The sequence below is a fragment of the Candidatus Dormiibacter sp. genome (assembly GCF_050999135.1).
GTDB classification, from domain to species: domain Bacteria; phylum Chloroflexota; class Dormibacteria; order Dormibacterales; family Dormibacteraceae; genus Dormiibacter; species Dormiibacter spiritus.
The window spans coordinates 25,198-44,694 of sequence record NZ_JBPCPN010000038.1; the positions used below are offsets into that span (position 1 = coordinate 25,198).

General features: G+C 66.7%; 18 protein-coding genes. 14 read left to right on the top strand and 4 right to left on the bottom strand.

Annotated elements, in window-relative coordinates; genetic code table 11:
* Nucleotides 1-11: 11 nt before the first annotated feature.
* The 11 genes from nuoD to ACR2MZ_RS09690 are packed head-to-tail and all read left to right on the top strand — an operon-like array spanning nt 12 to nt 12,598.
* Entirely contained in the window at nt 12-1,232 is a 1,221-nt protein-coding gene (gene nuoD, locus ACR2MZ_RS09640) for an NADH dehydrogenase (quinone) subunit D (protein WP_434004898.1), read from the top strand.
* A complete protein-coding gene (locus ACR2MZ_RS09645; protein WP_434004840.1) occupies nt 1,229-1,885 on the top strand; it encodes an NADH-quinone oxidoreductase subunit NuoE family protein in 657 nt (218 codons plus the stop codon). The genes nuoD and ACR2MZ_RS09645 overlap by 4 nt, the downstream gene beginning before the upstream one ends.
* Complete coding sequence (gene nuoF / locus ACR2MZ_RS09650) at nt 1,878-3,215, top strand: NADH-quinone oxidoreductase subunit NuoF (RefSeq protein WP_434004841.1); 1,338 nt, start codon at nt 1,878-1,880, stop codon at nt 3,213-3,215. The genes ACR2MZ_RS09645 and nuoF overlap by 8 nt, the downstream gene beginning before the upstream one ends.
* A complete protein-coding gene (locus tag ACR2MZ_RS09655) occupies nt 3,208-5,214 on the top strand; it encodes an NADH-quinone oxidoreductase subunit G (protein WP_434004842.1) in 2,007 nt (668 codons plus the stop codon). The genes nuoF and ACR2MZ_RS09655 overlap by 8 nt, the downstream gene beginning before the upstream one ends.
* On the top strand, nt 5,211-6,260 hold the full coding sequence (nuoH, locus tag ACR2MZ_RS09660) for an NADH-quinone oxidoreductase subunit NuoH (RefSeq protein WP_434004843.1): 1,050 nt from the start codon (nt 5,211-5,213) through the stop codon (nt 6,258-6,260). Before ACR2MZ_RS09655 ends, nuoH begins: the two co-directional genes overlap by 4 nt.
* Before the next feature lie 4 nt (nt 6,261-6,264).
* Entirely contained in the window at nt 6,265-6,765 is a 501-nt protein-coding gene (gene nuoI, locus ACR2MZ_RS09665; protein WP_434004844.1) for an NADH-quinone oxidoreductase subunit NuoI, read from the top strand.
* Between the two features lie 6 nt (nt 6,766-6,771).
* Nucleotides 6,772-7,314, top strand: a complete 543-nt coding sequence (locus ACR2MZ_RS09670; protein ID WP_434004845.1) for an NADH-quinone oxidoreductase subunit J family protein — start codon at nt 6,772-6,774, stop codon at nt 7,312-7,314.
* Between the two features lie 34 nt (nt 7,315-7,348).
* Entirely contained in the window at nt 7,349-7,648 is a 300-nt protein-coding gene (gene nuoK / locus ACR2MZ_RS09675; protein WP_434004899.1) for an NADH-quinone oxidoreductase subunit NuoK, read from the top strand.
* Entirely contained in the window at nt 7,645-9,558 is a 1,914-nt protein-coding gene (gene nuoL / locus ACR2MZ_RS09680; protein ID WP_434004846.1) for an NADH-quinone oxidoreductase subunit L, read from the top strand. The genes nuoK and nuoL overlap by 4 nt, the downstream gene beginning before the upstream one ends.
* A complete protein-coding gene (locus tag ACR2MZ_RS09685) occupies nt 9,558-11,102 on the top strand; it encodes a complex I subunit 4 family protein (protein WP_434004847.1) in 1,545 nt (514 codons plus the stop codon). Before nuoL ends, ACR2MZ_RS09685 begins: the two co-directional genes overlap by 1 nt.
* Entirely contained in the window at nt 11,099-12,598 is a 1,500-nt protein-coding gene (locus ACR2MZ_RS09690; protein ID WP_434004900.1) for an NADH-quinone oxidoreductase subunit N, read from the top strand. The genes ACR2MZ_RS09685 and ACR2MZ_RS09690 overlap by 4 nt, the downstream gene beginning before the upstream one ends.
* Nucleotides 12,599-12,662: 64 nt before the next feature.
* Here the strand turns inward: ACR2MZ_RS09690 and ACR2MZ_RS09695 are convergent, their stop codons facing one another.
* Nucleotides 12,663-14,402 (bottom strand): gamma-glutamyltransferase family protein, encoded by a 1,740-nt coding sequence (locus ACR2MZ_RS09695; protein WP_434004901.1) that lies wholly within the window; start codon nt 14,400-14,402, stop codon nt 12,663-12,665.
* Nucleotides 14,403-14,464: 62 nt separating this feature from the next.
* Nucleotides 14,465-15,211: an SDR family NAD(P)-dependent oxidoreductase gene (locus tag ACR2MZ_RS09700; RefSeq protein ID WP_434004848.1), complete on the bottom strand. Its 747-nt coding sequence runs from the start codon at nt 15,209-15,211 to the stop codon at nt 14,465-14,467.
* Between the two features lie 145 nt (nt 15,212-15,356).
* Here ACR2MZ_RS09700 and ACR2MZ_RS09705 point away from each other — a divergent pair, with 145 nt between their 5' ends.
* Complete coding sequence (locus ACR2MZ_RS09705) at nt 15,357-16,148, top strand: NUDIX hydrolase (protein WP_434004849.1); 792 nt, start codon at nt 15,357-15,359, stop codon at nt 16,146-16,148.
* Between the two features lie 5 nt (nt 16,149-16,153).
* Here ACR2MZ_RS09705 and ACR2MZ_RS09710 read toward each other — a convergent pair whose 3' ends face one another.
* Complete coding sequence (locus ACR2MZ_RS09710; RefSeq protein WP_434004850.1) at nt 16,154-16,594, bottom strand: deoxycytidylate deaminase; 441 nt, start codon at nt 16,592-16,594, stop codon at nt 16,154-16,156.
* A gap of 53 nt (nt 16,595-16,647) precedes the next feature.
* Here ACR2MZ_RS09710 and rmuC point away from each other — a divergent pair, with 53 nt between their 5' ends.
* The gene (rmuC, locus tag ACR2MZ_RS09715) at nt 16,648-17,766 is read left to right on the top strand and encodes a DNA recombination protein RmuC (RefSeq protein WP_434004851.1); all 1,119 of its coding nucleotides are present in this window, start codon (nt 16,648-16,650) and stop codon (nt 17,764-17,766) included.
* Nucleotides 17,767-17,843: 77 nt separating this feature from the next.
* On the opposite strand, the gene ACR2MZ_RS09720 is transcribed toward rmuC, so the two are convergent.
* Nucleotides 17,844-18,692 carry a TIGR03560 family F420-dependent LLM class oxidoreductase gene (locus tag ACR2MZ_RS09720; protein WP_434004852.1) on the bottom strand — a complete coding sequence of 283 codons (849 nt, stop codon included), beginning with the start codon at nt 18,690-18,692 and terminating at the stop codon, nt 17,844-17,846.
* Nucleotides 18,693-18,975: 283 nt separating this feature from the next.
* Between ACR2MZ_RS09720 and ACR2MZ_RS09725 the strand changes: the two genes are divergently transcribed.
* The gene (locus ACR2MZ_RS09725; RefSeq protein WP_434004853.1) at nt 18,976-19,377 is read left to right on the top strand and encodes a hypothetical protein; all 402 of its coding nucleotides are present in this window, start codon (nt 18,976-18,978) and stop codon (nt 19,375-19,377) included.
* Nucleotides 19,378-19,497 lie beyond the last annotated feature (120 nt).

The following is a 19,497-nucleotide window of genomic DNA, read 5'->3' on the forward strand; positions in this document are numbered from 1 at the left end:
CGGCGGGGCCGATGACCGAGCACGTGCAGGGCATGACCATCCAGCGCAGCCGGCTTCAGGGCCGGGACGGCGATCTGCTGACAGTCAACTTCGGGCCCCAGCATCCCAGCACCCACGGCGTCCTCCGCCTCATAGTCGATTTGGAGGGCGAGGTCATCAGGGGTCTGAAACCCGTCATCGGCTACCTCCACACAGGCATCGAGAAGCAGATGGAGGCGCTGCGCTGGCAGCAGGCTGTGGTGCTGACCGACCGCCACGACTATCTGAGCCCGCCGATCAACAATCTTGCCTACGCCCTGGCGGTCGAGAAGCTGCTCGGCGTTGAGGCGCCGCCCCGGGCCCAGGTCCTCCGCGTCATCATGTCCGAGCTGACGCGGCTGTCGTCTCACGTGGTGTGGCTGGGCACCAGCTCCCTGGAGCTGGGCGCCATGTCCGCGTTCATGTACGGCTTCCGCGAGCGGGAGAAGGTGATGGATCTCAATGAGGAGATCTCTGGCTTCCGGATGCACACCTCCTACATCCGGCCGGGCGGTGTTTTTGCCGACGCGACACCGCGCTTCCTGGAGATGCTTGACGCCTTCATCCGGGAGATGCCCCGGAATGTCGACGAGTACGAGAACCTGCTCACGCGCAACCCGATTTGGATCGCGCGCACGAAGGACATAGGTCACCTGACGCCGGAGGACGCGATCCGGCTGGCGGCCAGCGGTCCCATGCTGCGGGGCTCCGGGATCAATTGGGATCTGCGCAAGGACCGCCCCTATTCCGGTTACGAGAAGTACGACTGGGAAGTCGCTGTCGAAAACGGCTGCGACTGCTACGCGCGTTACCTGGTGCGGATCAGGGAGATGCGGGAGTCTGTGAAGATTCTTCGCCAGGCGCTGGACAGCCTGCCGCCCGGTCCTGTGAACATCGACGACCGCAAGATCCTGCCTCCACCCCGAGAGGAGCTGGAGACATCGATGGAAGCCGTCATCCATCACTTCAAGCTGGCCACCGAGGGCTATTCGCTGCCGCCGGGTGATGTCTACGTGGCAGTTGAGTCGGGCCGGGGCGAGAACGGCTGCTACATAGTTTCCGACGGCACTCACAAGCCGCGCCGAGCTAAGTTCCGCTCGGCCTCCTTCGTCAACATCCAGGCTCTGGAGCAGCTCGCCCTCGGCTCGATGGTGGCCGACCTGATAGCCGTCATCGGCACTGCTGACGCGGTGCTCGGCGACGTCGACAGGTGACGGACACAATGCGGTCGGCCGACGGGGCACTCTCAGAGGAGGCGCTGGCGGAAATCCGAGCTCTGCCGGCACGCTTCCCCGAGATCCGTAGCGCGGTGATGCCGGCGCTGGATTTGGCCCAGGAGGAGCTCGGCTACCTGACGCCCGCCGCCATGGCCCAGGTGGCCGGCGTGTTGGACATCGACCCCGGCTACGTGGAGGGGGTGGCCACCTTCTACACACTGTTCCACCTGCAGCCCGTCGGCAGGCATCACTTCTACGTCTGCACCAACCTCTCCTGTGCGCTGCGCGGCGCCTACCAGATCTGCTCGCATTTGCTCGCCCAGACAGGTGTGAGCAGGTTCGGTGAAGTGAGCCAGGACGGTCTCTTCAGCGTGGAGGAGGTGGAGTGCCTGGGCGCCTGCGAGTACGCGCCCATGCTGCGCTATCAGCACGCTTATCACTACGACCTGACGCCGGCGAAGATCGACGCTCTGGTCCAGGCAGCCCGCCGCGAGGGCGCGCAGCCGGCGGCAGTCGCCCCGCCGCCTTCCGGTACGGCTCCCGTGCCGATGGTAGGCCCTTCGGAGCAGGGCACTCCCGCCCCACCCCAGGTCGCCCCGCCACGCCGCAGGCGTTCGGCCGCGACCCGTCAGGAGAAGACCGATGGTTGAGCTGCGCGGCTCTCACGCGCAAGCCCGGGAGCACCTGTTGACGGGGCTCTTCGGCACCTATGGATTGCACACTCTCGATGTCTATCGACGACACGGCGGCTATGAGACGCTGGCGCGCGCACTGCGGGAGTTGGAGCCCGAGCAGATCCAGGCCGAGGTGAAGGCTTCGGGCCTGCGCGGCCGCGGCGGCGCGGGCTTTCCGACAGGCACCAAGTGGAGCTTCATCCCCAAGGACATCCCCGGCCCGCGCTACGTGGTGGTCAACTTCGACGAGGCGGAGCCGGGCACGAGCAAGGACCGCTACCTGGTCGAGAACTCGCCCCACCTCCTGCTGGAGGGGATAGGCATCGCGTGCCGAGCCATCGGCTCCCACCAAGCCTGGATCTACATCCGCGGGGAGTATGACGGTCCCTACGGCATGCTCCGAGCCGCCATCGCCGAGCTCCGAGGTGCGGGCATCCTGGGCGATCGACCCTTTGACTCCGACTTCGCTCTCGACATCCAGCTCTACCGCGGCCACGGCGCCTACATCTGCGGTGAGGAGACGGCACTGCTCGAGTCGCTCGAGGGTAAGCGGGCGCAGCCACGCTCGCGGCCGCCCTTCCCGGCGGTGAAGGGGGCCTGGGGCCGGCCGACGCTGATCAACAATGTGGAAACACTCGCGACTCTGCCCTGGATCGTGCGCCACGGTGGCGAGGCCTACGCGCAGTTTGGGACCGAGAAGTCGAAGGGGACTCGGATGCTCTCGGTGAGCGGCAACGTGCAGAAGCCAGGCGTTTACGAGGTGGAGCTGGGCACCTCTTTCAGGACTGTGATCATGGAGCTCGCCGGTGGCCCACCGGAGGGGCGCGAGGTGAAGGTGTTCTGGCCCGGCGGCTCCTCCGCACCGGTCCTGACGGGATCCATGCTGGACACCTCTACCGACCTTGACGAGCTGGCCAGAATCGGTTCCATGGGCGGCTCCGGCGGGGTCATAGTCATGGACGACTCCCACTGCATAGTGAAAGCGGCGGCCCGGCTGCTGCAGTTCTACGCCCACGAGTCCTGCGGCAAGTGCACCCCCTGCCGCGTTGGCAGCAACTGGGCGGTGCGCACCTTCGATCGAATCCAGGCCGGCCGGGGCAGCGCCGTGGACATGCAGATCCTGGACCGAATCCAGGCGAGCCTCCAGGGCGGCCGCTGCCTGTGCGGTCTGGGCGACTCGGCCGGCTGGGTCATCGACTCGACCGTGAAGCACTTCCGCGCCGAGTACGAGGCCCACTGCCTGTCCCGAGTGTGCCCGACAGGCGAATGCGAGTTCGCCCGAGTGGAGGCCCCAGCGGTTGCCTGACCCCGAGGCCAAGGAGACCCGCCAGTCGCCCCAGCCGGCGAGCCCAGCGCAGGCAGCGTCCCCCGGCGACCGCTCCCCCGATCGGCGCTCTCAACCCGAGGGAGCCGTCCTCCCGCCCGCTCCGGAGCTGGTGAGCCTCAGCATCGACGGCCAGGAGATCTCCGTCGCCAAGGGCACGCTGATTGTGGAGGCGGCGCGGCGGCTGGGAATCGAGATCCCTGTCTTCTGCTACCACCACAAACTGGATCCGGTGGGCGCCTGCCGGCTCTGCCTCTGTGAGATCAGTCCCGGTCCGCCCAAACCGCAGACCGCCTGCACGACGCCTGTCGCGCAGGGCATGAAGGTACAGACCAACACCCAGCTGGCGGTGAGCGCTCGCGCTGACATCCTCGAGTACGAGCTGGTCAACCATCCGCTGGACTGTCCTGTCTGCGACAAGGGTGGCGAGTGCCCGCTGCAGGATTACACCTTTCGCCATGGCTATCCAACCAGCCGGATCGACGCTCCGCGGCTGCATTTCCAGAAACCGATTCCCCTCTCGCCCCGGATCGCCCTAGACCGCGAGCGCTGCGTGCTCTGCTACCGCTGCACGCGCTACTACGACGAGATCGCCTGGGAGCAGGAGCTGACGACCGACCAGCGCGGCGCGCACGCCTTCATCACCAGCCAGTTCGGAGAACCCCTCCAGTCGGTCTTCAGCGGCAACATCATCGACCTCTGTCCGGTCGGGGCTCTGACCAGCCGCGTCTGGCGCTTCGAGTCGCGCCCCTGGGACATGAACCACACCTTCTCGGTCTGCTCGCGCTGCTCGGTCGGCTGCAACGTGACGCTCTGGGAGCGGCGCCACCAACTGGTCAGGGTGACCTCCCACGAGAACGACGCAATCGATGATGGCTGGATCTGTGACAGAGGCCGCTTCGAGTACACAGAGGTCAATGCCCCGGAGCGGCTGCGCCAGCCCCAGGTGGGGGGCCAGCCCGCCACCTGGGAGGCCTCGCTGCAGGCGGTGGCGGAGGGCTTGAAAGGTCGGCGGCTCGGCATGTCGCTTCGCCGCGATGTGACCAACGAGGAGCTCTACCTGCTGAGCCGGCTGCTGGCCGGTCCTCTGCAGGGCGCCCGGGTGGCGATGGAGAATCGGACCTGTCTGCCCCCACCCCAGGGCGAGACACTGCGCATCGAGGAGCTCGACACCTGCAAAGCCATAGTCGTGCTCGGCGCCGACCCGGAGAAGGAGACGCCCATCGTCGACCTTCGGATCAAGAAGGCTGTCAAGAAGCTCGGCGCCAAGCTGCTGCTGGTCAACGCCGCCGACCTCGACCTCGACCGATGGGGCGACGCAGTGCACATTCGGCCCGGCGATGCCGGCCTGGCCGCGACCGCCAGGCAGCTGATTGGCCATGAGCTGCTCCAGTCAGGCCCCGTCGGCATAGTCCACGGCCACTACCCCGCCGACGAGGCCGCGACCGCGGAACTGGTAGCGGCCGCCCAGGAGCTCGCCGGTAGCTGCGGCGCCAAGGTCATGCCGCTCTACCAGGCGACCAATGAGCGCGGGGCACTGATCACAGGGGTGGTCGGGAAACCCGATGACCTGGTCGGCTGCGACGCAGTCCTCTGCTTCGGACCGCCTGCAGTCCCCCTGCCCTCCTCGGCCGGGTTCGTGGTCGTCTGGGATACTGTGCTGCGCCCGGCGCAGGGCAGGCCTGACGTGATTCTGCCGGCGCTCAGCTTTGCGGAAACGCAGGGCAGCTACACCAATCTGGAGGGTCGGGTCCAGTTCCTGCGGCCGCCCCTGGAGGTGCGCCAACCACTGCGGGAGAGCTGGGACGTGCTCTGTGATTTGGGCGTACGTCTGGGTCTGGCCGAATTCAGCCGCTATGCCGGCATCTTTCAGATCCAGAGGGCGGCCGCCGCAACCTTCCCCGACCTCGCGGCGCTGGCCGACCCGCCAGCACCCGAAGCGCCGCCTCGGCCGGTGCTCCTCGGAGCCTCGCGGCCGTGAGGTCGACTGTGTTCCTGGTGCCACCCGACCCGTTCGGCGTCTATAGCAACCCGATCGGCCACTGGTTGGTGGTCGTGATTGCGATGGTGATGCTGGTTTTTGTGCTGCTCACCGCCACTGCCTACACCGTCTACTACGAACGCCGGGTGCTCGGCTTCATCCAGAACCGGCCGGGTCCCAACCGCGTGGGACCGCTGGGCCTCCTGCAGCTGGCGGCGGACGGCTTGAAGATCGCTTTCAAGGAGAGCTTCGCGCCCGTCGGCGTCGACCCCCTGCTCTATGTGCTGGCGCCGGGGATCATCGTAGTGGCGGCTTTTCTCTCCTGGGCCGTGATTCCGATCGGACTCAGCGACAGCTTCACCTACTGGATCGCCAACCTGAACATCGGCATTCTATTTGTCTTTGCGGTGGGCTCGATGAGCGCCTACGCCACACTGCTGGGCGGCTGGTCTTCGAACAACAAGTACTCCCTGCTGGGCGGGCTCAGAGCGGCGGCACAGTTGATCAGCTACGAGATGGCGTTGGGTCTCTCGCTGGTGCCGATCTTCATGATCACCGGCTCGCTGCGCCTGCAGGACATCGCGAGCTACAGCGTTCAGCTGGGTCCCTACCACGGCCCCCTGCCGCTCATCGTCGTGGCCCCGGTCAGCTTCGTCATCTACTTCATCTCGGCGGTGGCCGAGACCAACCGCACGCCCTTCGACCTGCCCGAAGCCGAACAGGAGCTGATCGGCGGCTATCTGACCGAGTACTCGGGCTTGAAGTTCCTCTGCTTCTATCTGGGCGAGTACATAAACATGATCACAACCTCAGCGCTGGCGGTGCTCATCTTCTTCGCCGGCTGGCATCCCACCTTCGGCTTCCTGCCGGCCATTCTGACCTTCGCCGTCAAGGTGGTGCTAGTCCTCTTCATCTACATCTGGCTCCGGGCCACGCTTCCCCGGCTGCGCTACGACATGCTGATGCGTTTGGGCTGGAAGTTCCTCCTACCGCTGGCCATCGCCAACGTGGTGGTCACAGCGGTGATAGTGGTGGCGGTTTCCTAGCGCGATGAATGAGAAGACGGGCGAGCAGAACGTTCTCAGGGATGTAGCGGCGCTGGGCGTCGGCCTCAGGACCACGCTCAGGGAGATGTTCCAGCCCCAGGTCACGCTGAGCTACCCGGAGGAGAAGAAGCCTCGCTCAGCGCGCTACCGAGGCCGTCACTATCTGCGCCGCTACGACAACGGTCTCGAGCGCTGCATAGGCTGTGAGCTGTGCGCCGCCAACTGCCCCGTCGGCTGCATCCTGGTCATCGCCGCCGAGAACTCGGAGGAGCACAGGGTCAGCCCGGGAGAGCGCTATGCGAAGGTCTACGAAATCAACATGCTGCGCTGCATCTTCTGTGGCTACTGCGAGGAGGCCTGCCCCGTGCAGGCGATCGTGCTGGGTCCCGAGTACGAGCTGTCAGAAGTGAGCCGCGAGCGCTCGATCTATACGAAGCCGATGCTGCTGGAGCCGGATCCCGGACCTCATCCTGACCAGCAAGAACCGATCCGGGTCGGGGGCTAGGCTTTTGTGAGCCTGGCGGGCGTTCTCTTCTATGTGCTTGCCCTCATAGCCGTGCTGGGCGGCGTCGGGGTGGTGATCTCGAAGGAGCCCGTGCGCTCGGTCCTGAGCTTGGTGGGCGTGATGCTGGCCCTGGCCGGCCTGTTCCTGATGCTCTCGGCCCAGTTCGTCTTTGCGGTCCAGATCATTGTCTACGCGGGCGCCGTGATGGTGCTGTTCCTCTTCGTGGTCGCCCTGCTGGGCCCCATCCGGGAGGGCCCGAGCGGCCCGCTGAAGCTGCACTGGGCGTATCTGGTGGTAGTCCTGGCGCCGCTCACGATCGGGCTCTGGGCGCTCCTGAACCAGATCCAGTTTCGCAAGCCTGACGGCCTCGACATCACGTTCTTCGGCACCGTCGAGCAGATCGGCTACGGCCTCTTCACCACCTACCTCTATCCCTTCGAGCTGACCTCAATCCTGCTCCTCATCGCTGCCGTGGGCGCCATCTACCTGAGCCGCGGCGGTCGCAGCGCCGAGGAGGAACGAGAAGGCGTGGAGGGTCGCAGTGTCTGACTACGGCCAGCTGCAGATCGGCAACGCCGGCAGCGTGGACGCCGTCCAGTTCCTGCTCTTGGGCGCAGTGCTGTTCGTCATTGGAGCCATCGGCGTCATCATCCGCCGCAATCCGTTGGTGATTCTGGTCTCGATCGAGCTCATGCTCAACGCCGTCAACCTGACGCTCATCACCTTCGCCCGACAGCTGCACAACACCGAGGGACAGCTGTTCGCGCTTCTGACCATGGTGGTGGCCGCGGCGGAGGCGGTGGTCGGCCTGGCGGTGCTTGTCGACGTCTTCCGTACCCGCGACGTCGACGACGTTGATGAGCTGAGCGAGCTGAAGGGTTGAGCACTCTTCAGTTGGTGGCGCTGGCAGTCCTGGCGCTGCCGGCGCTGGGCGCGCTGGCGCTGGCGATCGGCGCCCTGCGGATCCCGCGCGGGGCCATCCGGGTGATCGGTCCGGGAGCGGTCTGGGCGGCGTTCATCTGCGTGGTGAACCTCTTGCTCGACTCGCTGGCTCACTCCCAGCCCCACGACTTCAGCTACTGGACCTGGATCCGAAGCGGCGACTTCCAGCTGCCGTTCGACCTCCTGGTCGATCGGCTCTCCATCTTCATGTGCCTCGTCATCACCGGAGTGGGCGGTCTGATAGTCACGTACGCCGTCGGCTACATGGAGCATGAGACTGACGGCAGCTACGCTCGCTTCTTTGCCTACATGGACCTGTTCGTGCTCTCGATGCTCCTCCTGGTCCTGGCCGGCAACTTCCTGTTCCTGATCGTCGGCTGGGCGGGCGTGGGCCTCAGCTCGTATCTCCTGATCGGCTTCTACTACTGGCGCAACTCGGCGGTCGTGGCGGCGCGCAAGGCTTTCATCATGAACGTGATAGGCGACATCGGCCTCATCCTGGCGGCCTTCGCAATCTTTCTTACCTACCATGCTGTCACCTTTGTCGGCGTCTTCCAGCGGCTGGGCGGCAGCGACAGCTTTACTCTGGAGCTGATCGCCTTCCTGCTCCTGGTAGGTGGCATCGCCAAGTCCGCCCAGCTTCCGCTTCACACCTGGCTGCCTGATGCGATGGAGGGCCCGACCCCCGTCTCGGCGCTCATCCACGCGGCGACCATGGTGACCGCCGGCGTCTACCTGGTCGGCCGGATGCACCCGATCTACGATGTCGCCCTCTACGCCCATGGGACTGTGGCGGTGATCGGCGCCGCCTCGGCGCTGTTTGCGGCGACAGTGGCTCTGGTCCAGACGGACATCAAGCGAGTGCTCGCCTATTCGACCATGAGCCAGATCGGTTACATGTTTTTAGGCGTCGGCGTCGGCGCCTACGCGGCCGCCTTCTTCCACCTGCTGTCCCACGCCTTCTTCAAGGCCCTCCTCTTCATGAGCGCCGGCAACGTGATTCATGCCATGCACGACGAGCAGGACATGCGCCGATTCGGCGGCCTCTGGCGCCAGCTGCGGCCCACCTCCATCGCCTTTCTGATCGGCTCCCTCTCGCTGGTCGGGATCATCCCGCTGGTCGGATTCTTCTCCAAGGAGCTGATCCTCGGCGACGCCTTCAGCAAGCCAGGGGGCAGCGGCTTCCCCCAGCTGATGTGGCTGGTCGGTTTCGCGACCGCGATCCTGACGGGCTTCTACACGGGTCGTATGTGGTGGCTTGCCTTCTGGGGTCCGCCTTCCCCCGACCGCGCGGTCGCCGAACCGCACGAGGCCCCGCGGGTGATGCTGTGGCCGGTGCTGATCCTGGCCGGCTGCACAGTCTTGGGCGGCCTGCTCCAGACCAGCGCGCTCAGCTCGCAGGGCCCCAAGCTGATCGAGGAGTTCCTTTCGCCGGCGGTCGGCAGGCTCGGCTGGGAGGCCAATCCGCTGGAGCTGCTTGCCACCGCGGCGACGCTTTTTTTGGGGGCGGGCGCATTCTGGCTCGCCAGATATTTCTATGTGGAGAAGCGCTTCGCTCCCTGGTCGCAGCGCTTGCCGGGTGCTCAGCGGGTTCTGGAGCACAAGTACTACTTCGATGAGGCCTACAACGCAGTCTTCGTGCGGGGCCTGGACGCGCTGGCCAGGGGCGGGGAGCGGCTGCTGGAAAACCCGGTCTTCGACGGCAGCGTCGATGGCGTCGGCACCGGAGCCGAGGCTGCCGCCGGTGGGCTGTCGCTCACCCAGACGGGCTTCTTCCGGAACTATGCTTTCGTCTTCGTGGCGGGCGTTGTGGTCGCCGGCGGGCTGCTTCTGATCAGGCTGGCGACCTGATGCTCACAGCGATCTGGCTCCTCCCGGTGGCCGGGGCGCTGGCGGTGGCGCTGCTGCCCCGCCATCTGGCCAAGCCGGCCGGCCTGGGCGTTGCCGGGCTGACCCTGCTGCTCACGCTGCTGCTGGCGGTCACCTTCGACCCTGGCCACCGCGGCTACCAGTTGGAGGAGAACCTGCCCTGGGTCGATCAGTACAAGGTCGCCTATCACCTCGGCGTCGACGGCATCAGCCTCTGGCTGCTGGTGCTGAACGCCCTACTGACTGTGATCGCCATCCTGGCCACCGGCCCCCGGCTGCGGCGGCTCCGCGGCTTCATAGCCATGCTGCTCTTCCTGGCGGGCTGCATGGCCGGCATCTTTCTGGCCGCCGACCTGCTGCTCTTCTACGTTTTCTGGGAGGTCCAGCTGATCCCCGCCTACTTCCTGCTCTGGCAGTGGGGCGAGGGCCGCTCCGGCCGGGCGGCGCTCAAGTTCATCCTCTACACGCTCGTGGGCTCTTTGCTGGCGCTGGTCGGCGTGATCGGCGAGTACATCTATGCCGGCAACACGTTCCAGCTCGCAGATCTGGCGGCACACCCACCGACGCCTGCCATCCAGTTCGGTCTGTTCCTGCTGCTCGGACTTGCCTTCGCCATCAAGGTGCCCCTCTTCCCCTTCCACGGCTGGCTGCCTGACGCCTACCGGGCGGCTCCTGCCGCGTTCCTGGTCACGTTCGCCGGCGTGATGGGCAAGACGGGCGCCTACGCCATGCTGCGGATTCTCATCCCTCTGCTGCCTCATCCAGTCTTCTGGTGGGACTGGAACGGCGTGATGCCCATTCTCGCGGTGATCGGGATCGCCTGGGGAGCGCTCTTGGCCCTCACTCAGCGCGACATGAAGATGGTCATCGCCTACTCCAGCGTCAGCCACATGGGCTTCATTGTGCTGGGCATCTTCTCCTTCAACCAGCCAGGTCAGCAGGGCGCCCTGATCCAGATGATCAACCACGGGGTGATAGTCCCCGCCCTCTTCCTGCTCGTCGCCTGGATCGGCGCTCGGACGGGCTCGCGCGACCGCGCAGTGTTGAAGGACCTGGCTCCCCGGATGCCTGTGCTGGCGGGCATCTTTCTCATCGTCACGCTGGCCGCGCTGGGGCTGCCGGGGCTGAACAGCTTCGTAGGCGAGTTCATGACGCTTTTGGGAGCCTGGCAGTTCGCGCCCTGGCTGGCGGTGGCCGGCTGCATAGGGCTGCTGCTGGCGCCTGTCTACATGCTGCGGCTCTTTCAGGGCGTCATGTATGCGGCGCGGGGAGAGCAGCTCGGCGCGCCCAGCGCCGCGATCGCTGAAGGAGCGCACGGAAGCGAAGTGCGGACAGCAGCCGACGGTGGCGTAATCCAGTCGGTGACCGCAGTGGCAGCGCGCCCGGCGCGTCTGGACCTCGCTCGGGCCGAGTTGGGGATCCTGCTGCCGTTGGTGCTGCTCATGTTCGTGCTGGGGCTCTATCCCTACCTCATCACACAAGCGATGAACGCGCTCGCCTTCCCGCTGCCGGTGCCGTGGCGATGACTTTGCTGAGCACAGTGCCCCAGATCAACTACGGCGTCGGTCAGGCCTGGTCTGATCTGAGCCAGATCCTGCCCATCGCGTTGGTGGCGGTGGCGCTGCTGGTGGCCATAGTGCTCGACTTCAGCCTGCCCCAGCCTTTGCGCGGAACAGCAGCGGCCCTTACCGCGGCCGCCGGTTTGGCCCTCGCGCTGCTGGTGGCGGCGTTGCGCTTCGCGACAGGTGGTGGCGGCAGCGCCTACTCAGGCTTCGCCAGCGGCGACACCTTCGCCCTCTTCTTCGAGATGCTGCTGGCCGCGCTGGGACTCTTGAGCGTCGTCATCTCCCGCGTTTACGTGCGCCGCCGCAACCTGCTGGAAGCCGAGCTGCACGTGCTGCTTCTGGCCGCCGTCGCCGGCATGATGGCGCTGGCATCGGCAACCTCGCTGGTCACCGTTTTCATCTCGCTGGAGACCCTCTCGGTGGCGCTCTACGTGGCGTGCGGCTACTCCCGCCGGGACACCGCTTCGCAGGAGTCGGCGGTCAAGTATCTGCTGGTGGGCGGCTTCGCCAGCGCCTTTCTGCTCTACGGCATGGCACTTGCTTACGGCGCCACCGGCACGACTGTGCTGAGTGAGATCGGCAAGCGCGTCACCGAGCAGGACGCTCACAATCCGCTGCTGATCCTGAGCGTGATCCTGATGGCAGTCGGCTTTGGCTACAAGATCTCCGGGGCCCCATTTCATCAGTGGACGCCTGACGTGTACCAGGGCGCGCCGCTGCCGGTTACCGCCTTCATGTCGGTGGGCACAAAGGCTGCAGCGTTCGCCATGATCATCCGCGTCTTCGGTACGGGCCTGGCCCACCTGCAGGCGGAGTGGGCCCTGATCCTGGCCTTCATCGCGGTGGCCAGCATGCTGATCGGCAACCTGGCGGCAGTCGTCCAGACCAGCTTCAAGCGGCTGATGGCCTACTCCTCGGTCGCGCAGGGCGGCTACATGCTGGTGGGTGTGATAGCCGGTGGCAAGTCGGGCTTCGGCGCCACCCTGTTCTACCTGGGCGCCTACCTGTTCATGAACTTCGGCGCCTTCGCCGTGCTGACTGTGCTGGTCACACCCGAGGGGGAGCACGACCGCATCAGTGACCTTGACGGGCTGGGCTACAGACATCCGCTGCTGGGAGTCCTGCTCACCGCCTTCATGCTCTCCCTCGCCGGCTTCCCGCCCAGCCTGGGCTTTTTCGGCAAGCTGTTCCTCTTCACAGCGGGTGTGCAGAGCGGCTGGACGGCTGTAGTAGTTGTGGCGGTGCTCGCCAGCGTCATCTCGGTGGCGTATTACGTGCGCGTGGTCTATCACGTCTGGTCGCCAGTCACCTCTGAGCGTCGGCTCTGGCGCTCGCCGGCCGCCGTCGGCGTCGTCACAGTGACCGCTGTGATGGCGCTGGCGATCAGCCTCTATCCAGCGCTGGTCTTCGCCCTCGGCCTGACCGGAGCCGCTGACGCGCTGGCCGCCGGGCACTGATCGGCCCAGACCCACCAACGGCTGCAGCGCCAGCGGCCGTTGCTGCCGTCTCTCGTAAAGCCGTTCAGCGGCCAACCGCATAACCCTGGTCCCCGCGCGCGTTGGCGGCCGCCTTCAGCAGTCTCGAGCGAGTGTCCCAGGCAGCTGCCGAGAGTCTGCCCAGCGACCAGCCAGGCTGGACCACAACCTGGTGGCCGCGCCGCCGCAGCTCCCCGATCACCGCCGGGCCGGCGCGCTCCTCGATGTAGAGGCTGCCCGGTCGGGAGTCGTGCGGCAGGAAGGAACGCGGGAAGTGGTCGGTGTGAAACATGGGCGCATCAATGGCGGCCTGCAGACTCTCACCGCTCTGGGCCAGGCGCACGAAGAAGTTGAGCGCCCACTGATCCTGCTGGTCGGCCCCCGGAGTGCCGAAGGCCAGGCGGCCTGCGCCCTGGTGCTCCGCCAAAGACGGGCTGAGGGTCGTCCGCGGCCTCTTGACGGGAGCAAGCACATTGGGATGGCCGGGCGTCAGGTTGAAGATCTGCGCCCGCGTCCCGAGGCAGAAGCCCAGCCCGGGGATGGCGGGCGAGCTCTGCAGCCAGCCGCCGCTCGGAGTGGCTGAGACGAGGTTGCCCCAGCGGTCGACCACATCCAGATGGCAGGTGTCTCCCGTTTGCGGGGCGGCCGGCGTGAACGTGGGATCACCGAGACCGGGTGGGGAGTCGGCCTGGGCCCCTGCTCCATAGTCCGGCAGGAGCGGCGGGCGGCCGCCTACCGAGCCAGGTCGCAGGTCGAGCGAGCAGTGTTCGGCGATCAGGCCCGATCGCTCGCGCACGTAACCCGGGGCCATGAGCTCGGACGTCACATCAGGCACACAGGCAGGGTCTCCGTACCACGCTTCCCGGTCGGCGAAGGCGAGCTTGGCAGCCTCGACGACCACGTGCACGAACTCAGCCGTGCCGGGTTCAAGGTCCTGCAAACCCGCAGCTTGGAGCAGCGCCAGCTGCTGCAGGAACACCGGAGCCTGGCTCCAGGGTCCCGGCTTGTGCACACGCCAGCCGCCGTAGCTGGCGCTGCATGAGCGTTCCCAGGTGGGCCGCCAGGTCGCCAGATCGTCAGCTGAAAGCAGTCCGCCGTGGCGCCGGCCGCTGGAGTCCTGCACCTGACTCTGGCGCAGGAAGTCGTCGATCGCTTCGGCGACGAAGCCTTCGTACCAGGTGGCCAGCGCTCCCTCGATCTCGTTCTCCCGTCCGGTCCGCGCCTCGGCCTCGGTCAGCAGGCGTCCGAACGCCGCAGCCAGCGCGCGGTTGCTGAAGAGCTCGCCGGCTCCGGGCGCCCGGCCCTGCTTCAGCCAGATCTCCGCTGACGTCGGCCACTCGGTCTGAAACAGCTGCCCCACGTTCTCGATGGTGGCGGCGACGCGAGGCAGGAGCGGATGTCCGGCCTGGGCGTAGCCGGCGGCGAACTCCAGCACGTCACGCAGCCGCCAGGTACCCAGGTCTCGGAGCAGCGTCAGCCAGGCGCCGACAGCTCCCGGCACGCAGGGGGCGAGCAGGCCCGTGCCCGGGATCTGATCCAGGCCCAGGCTGCGAAAACGCTCAACCGTGGCGAGCCTGGGAGCCGGCCCCTGGCCGGAGAGGACGCTCACCTGGTGCCGTGAGGCTTCGTAGACGAGCGCCGGCATGTCGCCGCCCGGCCCGTTCAGGTGCGGCTCGACCACCTGCAGAACGAAGCCTGCGGCCACTGCGGCGTCGAATGCGTTGCCGCCCCGCTCCAGGACGGCCATCCCGCTGGCGCTCGCCAGCCAGTGCGTCGACGCCACCATGCCGAAGGTGCCCTTCAGCTCGGGTCGGGTGGGGTGTGCCACAAACCAGACTCTAGTGGCGGCTAGATGTTGCTGCGCGACTGACCGCCGTCGACAGGCAGGCAGGCGCCGTTGATCAGCGCGGCTCGCTCCGAACAGAGAAACGTCACGGCATCAGCGACCTCCTCCGCCGTACCGAAGCGGCCGAGAGGCAGCTCACGCTCGACGAAGGCCGCGACCGCGGCCGGGTCTGCCTCCCGTCGGCGCCACCAGGAGCCGCCCTGGAAGAGGATGGAGCCGGGCGCGACAGCATTCACAGTGATGCCATGACGTCCGACCTGGCGGGCGAGCGAGGTCGTCAAGCTGATCTCCGCCGCCTTGGTGGCGTTGTAGGCTGGCGCCCCACCAGACTCGCGGCCGAAGACTGAGGAGATGACCACTATCCGGCCCCAGCCCCGTTGCCGCATCAAGGGGAGGGCGAGCAGCGAGAGCCGGGCCGCCGGGTAGAGGTTGCCGGCCATCCCCTGTTCGAACTGGGCCACGCCGGTGTCCGCCCAGCTGGAGCCGGCGCGGAGGCCCAGGTTGTTGACCAGGATGTCGATTCGGCCCCGGCAAGCCTCCACGGCGGCGCGACAGCCCTCCTCGCCGGTCAGGTCGGCGGCCGCCCCGCGGCCGTGAAGCTCAGCTGCGATCCGCTGGACATCCTCTTTGGTGCGCGCAGCGATGACAACCCGCGCCCCCTCCGCGGCCAGGCTGCGGGCGATGGCAAGGCCGATGCCCCGAGTGGCTGCGGTGACGAGGGCGGTCCGTCCCGCCAAGCCCAGATCCACTGGAACATGCTAGTTGCCTGTAACGGTCAACCCACATCCGCCGGTAAGGGCGAGGCCGTTGCCCGAGTCTAGAGCCCATCAGCGGGCGGAGCGAGATCCGGTCACCTGAACCTAGACTCGGCCTGATGAATCCGGCTTTCCCGCCGTGCACGGTGCTGACGTCCAGCGCCAGTGTGCAGCACACGTCCAGCCACGCGTGACAGGCAGCGATAGGGCTGGCCTGGCCGGGCTGCTGCAGGAGGGGCCGCCGGTGGTGCCGCGGCCGTCGGCTTCGCTGCTTGTGATCGACGGCCGCCGACGCCCGTGGCGGGTGCTCATGATGCAGCGGCCCGGCGGCGCCGAATTCGCGCCGGACGCCTACGTCTTTCCCGGCGGCAGCGTCCAGCGGGAGGATGAGCGGTGGAGCGATCCGTACCGGGCAGCAGCCATCCGGGAGACTTTTGAAGAGGTGGGCATCCTATTCGCGCGCGGGCACGGCGGCCGTTTGGCGTCCGACCGCGAGAGCCGGGCGGTTGGCGAGGCACTAGGCCGCGGCCTCGAGTTCTTCGCGGCGCTGGCTGAGATGGGTCTGCGACCAGCCTTCGATCGGCTCACGCTGCTCACTCGCTGGATCACGCCCGAGCCGATGCGCCGCCGCTTCGACACCCGCTTCTACCTGGCCAGGCGGCCTGGCCGCCAGCAGGTCCTGCCGGCCGCTGGTGAGGTGGTCGACTGCGTCTGGCTCAGCGTGAGCGAGGCGCTTGACGAAGGCGGACCGACACTGGTCCACGCCACGCGGCGGATCCTGGAGGCGATCGAGGGCGCGAGCGATGCGACTGCGCTGATCGCACGACTGAGACACCTGTCAGAGCCGGCGCCGATCAGACCGGTGCTCCGGCCTCGCCCCGATGGCCCCGGCTATGACGTCCTCGACGATGCGCAGCCGGTCTTCAGCTGAGCCCACTACCGCCAGAGCGAGCCCCAGCGGTCATACAGGATGGTCTCTACCCCGCCGGCGGCCAGCGTCCTGAGACCGCTCACGTCACGGTAAGCGGCGCGGTAGTAGACGCGGCCGACGTTGCAGTTGATGATCATCTTGGCGCACATCACGCAGGGCGAAGCTGTGATGAACATCGTCTTATTTGGCTCCTGCGCGCCGGCCTTGATGAGAGCGTTCGTCTCCGAGTGGAGGCAGCCGCAGCGGCCTGGATCGGGCCCGTCGCAGGAGTTGGGCAGTCCGCGCGCATTGCCGTTGTAACCGATGCCGAGCACCTGCGTGAGATCGCGCGTGGTGACGACTGATCCGACCTGCAGGCGGGCACAGGTGGAACGCTTGGCGAGCTCCTCGGCCATCCGCATGTAGACCTCCTCCAGAGGTATCCGCTCAGGCTTCGGCTCACCCACGGAGGGCCATGTTAATGGTTGCGTTTGCCTCACCGCTGAGCTAGACTGGCCACATGTCGTTCTCCGAACTGTTGTTCGCACTGCTGCTGGTGTCCCTCGTGGTGGGCGTGACCATGGTCTATCTCGTGCTCAGCAGTCTGAACCGGCGCAGTGAATCCGAGGCCGCCGATCTGGCCCGGCGGAGCGAAGCTCAGACGGCCGAGCTGAGCGAGCTCCGCAGCCAGCTTCAGCTCGGCAGCCAGACTCAGGATCGAGCCAGCGACGAGCTTCGCGCCCGGCTGGGCGAAGCCGCTCAACTCCTGGAGGGGATGAGGTCGGCGGTGGTGGCCCGTCACCAGATGCAGGACGAAGCGCGCCAGAGCCTGCGCCGGTTGGAGGCGGTGATCGCGGGTGGCTCCTCGCGCGGGGCCGCGGGTGAGAACATCCTGGAGGCGGCCTTTGAGCACCTGCCGCCGGAGATGATCGTCCGCAACTTCCGGATCAAGGGCAAAGTCTGCGAGTTCGGGTTTCGCATGCCCGGCGGCAAGCTGATGCCGATCGACTCCAAGTGGACTTCCCGCTCCTCGTTGGAGGAGCTCTCCCAGCCGGATCTCTTGCCGGCCCGACGCAGCGAGCTCTGCGACCGGATCGAGAAGGACGTGGTGAGGCGCGTGCGGGAAATCGGTCAGTACATCGACCCCTCCGGCACCACCCCGTTTGCGCTCGCCGCGGTGCCCGACGGCGCGTACAGCGTCTGCCGGGGGGCGTTCGCCGAAGCTCATCAGATGCATGTGCTGGTGGTCGGGTACTCCATGGCCCTTCCCTATCTCCTGGCGCTGTACCAGATGCACCTGCAGTTCTCGAGGACGGTTGACATGGACAACCTGCAGGCGTGCCTCATTAACGTCGAACGCCAGCTCGACCTGCTGGACGGCGAGCTGGAGAACCGGCTCCAGCGCGCTGTCACCCTGCTCAGCAACACGTTCGCCGAGGGCAGACAGATCTCCTCTCGGATTAGGGCCTCAGTGCAGTCGATCCAGGCCACCGAGCACCTCGACGTCGACCCAGCGCTCCAAGCTTCCTCAGCGGAGGGGTCGGTCAGCGTGGAGGCCAACCCCGAAACGATCTCGCTGCGCGCGGTGGCGGCCCTGCCCGATGAGCCGCAGCTTCACCTGGAAGCGCTCCCCCGCTGACCTTGGCCGAGCTCGGCAGAAAACTGGGTTGACGGATGTCGCGGAGTCTGTACTGGCTGCACAAAACGCTCGGGGCGTCAGTGGAAGCGGGGAAGCAGCTCGTTGGCCAGCTGCTCGGCCTGGCGGACTGGATCGGGCGGCGAGACATAGAGGATGACGTCCACAAAGCCGGCGGCCCCAAAACTCTCGCAGAGCCGGATTGTGTCATTGAGGTCGTTCCCTTCAGTGCGGATCTGCACTGTTCGCCGGATGGCGTCAGGATCCCGACCGATGCTCTCGCAGTGCCGATCAAGGACTTCGGACTTCCGCCTGCATTCGTCGACATCGGGGCCAACTGCGTTCCAGCAGTCGGCGTGCTCGGCCACCACCCGCAGCGTCTTCTTCTCGCCGCTTCCGCCGATCCAGATCGGGGGGTGCGGGCGCTGCAGCGGGGGCGGGTTCTGCACCGCCTCGCGCAGGTGATAGGCAGGCCCGTCATGGCTGACGGGACTCCCGCTCCACAGCTGCTTTACGACTGTGCAGGCCTCGCCCAGCCGACGAATGCGCTCTCCCACCGGGGGAAACTCCAGGCCCAACATCGTGTGCTCGACCTCCGCCCACGCGGCGCCCAAGCCGAATTCGAGGCGGCCGCCGGAGAGGTGGTCGACGGTGGTCGCCATCTTCGCCAGCTGGCCGGGATGACGGTAAGTGTTGCCGGTCACCATGCAGCCAATCCGCACCCGACTGGTGAACTCTGCCATGGCCGGGAGCAGAGTCCACCCGTCCCAGGCCACTCCGGCCAGCTCACCGGTGATGGGGTTTAGGTGATCGAAGGTCCAGAGATGGTCAAAGCCGCCCTGATCGGCGACGCGCCACACTTCGCGCTGCTCTTGGACGCTGCAGTTCATGGGGGCCAACTTGAGTCCAAATCGAGGGGGTTCGCTCATCGCTCTCATCGTGACACGGCCGGCTCCGGCAGCGCGCCTTCTGGCCGGGAAGCAGTGGGCGGCCAGCGACTGGTTAGGCGGCAGCGCGCGGCTCTTCGGGAGGAGTACTTTCGCCGAAGGGCCCAATTGCTGCGGCTTTGACGCCGGATTCTTTTGACTGTTGTGGGCCCTTTATCTTTGCGTGCGCTGCAGACAGCTCGCCGTCGCTGGCTCAAGCCGTGCCTGCCCAGTCGGGCCCAATCGTCCGTTGACTGTCCGCGGCGAACTGCCAGCATCGGTGGTCATGGAGGCTGCGCGCTCTCATCCCCAAACTCCCCTCCCGCCACTCCACTTTCTTCGCGCACTGAAAGAGCTTCGCAGCCTCCTGTCCGAACTGAGCAGTCTGACTTACGCAGATCAGCTTTGGGGAATCCAAACCCTGCGCAGCCAGCTCGGCTTCGCCTTCCAGAGGCCCTCATCCCTGGTCGAGCCGTTGAATCAGGTGGACCTGGCCGCCTGCTTGCTGGACGCCATCTGCGAAGCTGCCGAGGTGGGTTGGGGTGGCCTCCGGGAGCAAGCCGAAGTAGCCTTCCCGATACCCAGCCTGGGCGCCGACCGCAGCGCCGCCAGGATCTACGAGTTGACAGCCGACATCTCCGACGCCGTGGGACTCTGGCGGCAGGCAGGCTCCTCCCGGCGCCTCTGAACGAGGCGCGAAAACCTGGACGCTTTTGCCCAACTCAAGGCACTCGTCCACAGGTCTAGCCACACCCCTTCCACAGGTTGTCCACGCCATGATCTTGGGGCTGACCGCACAGGTGACCGC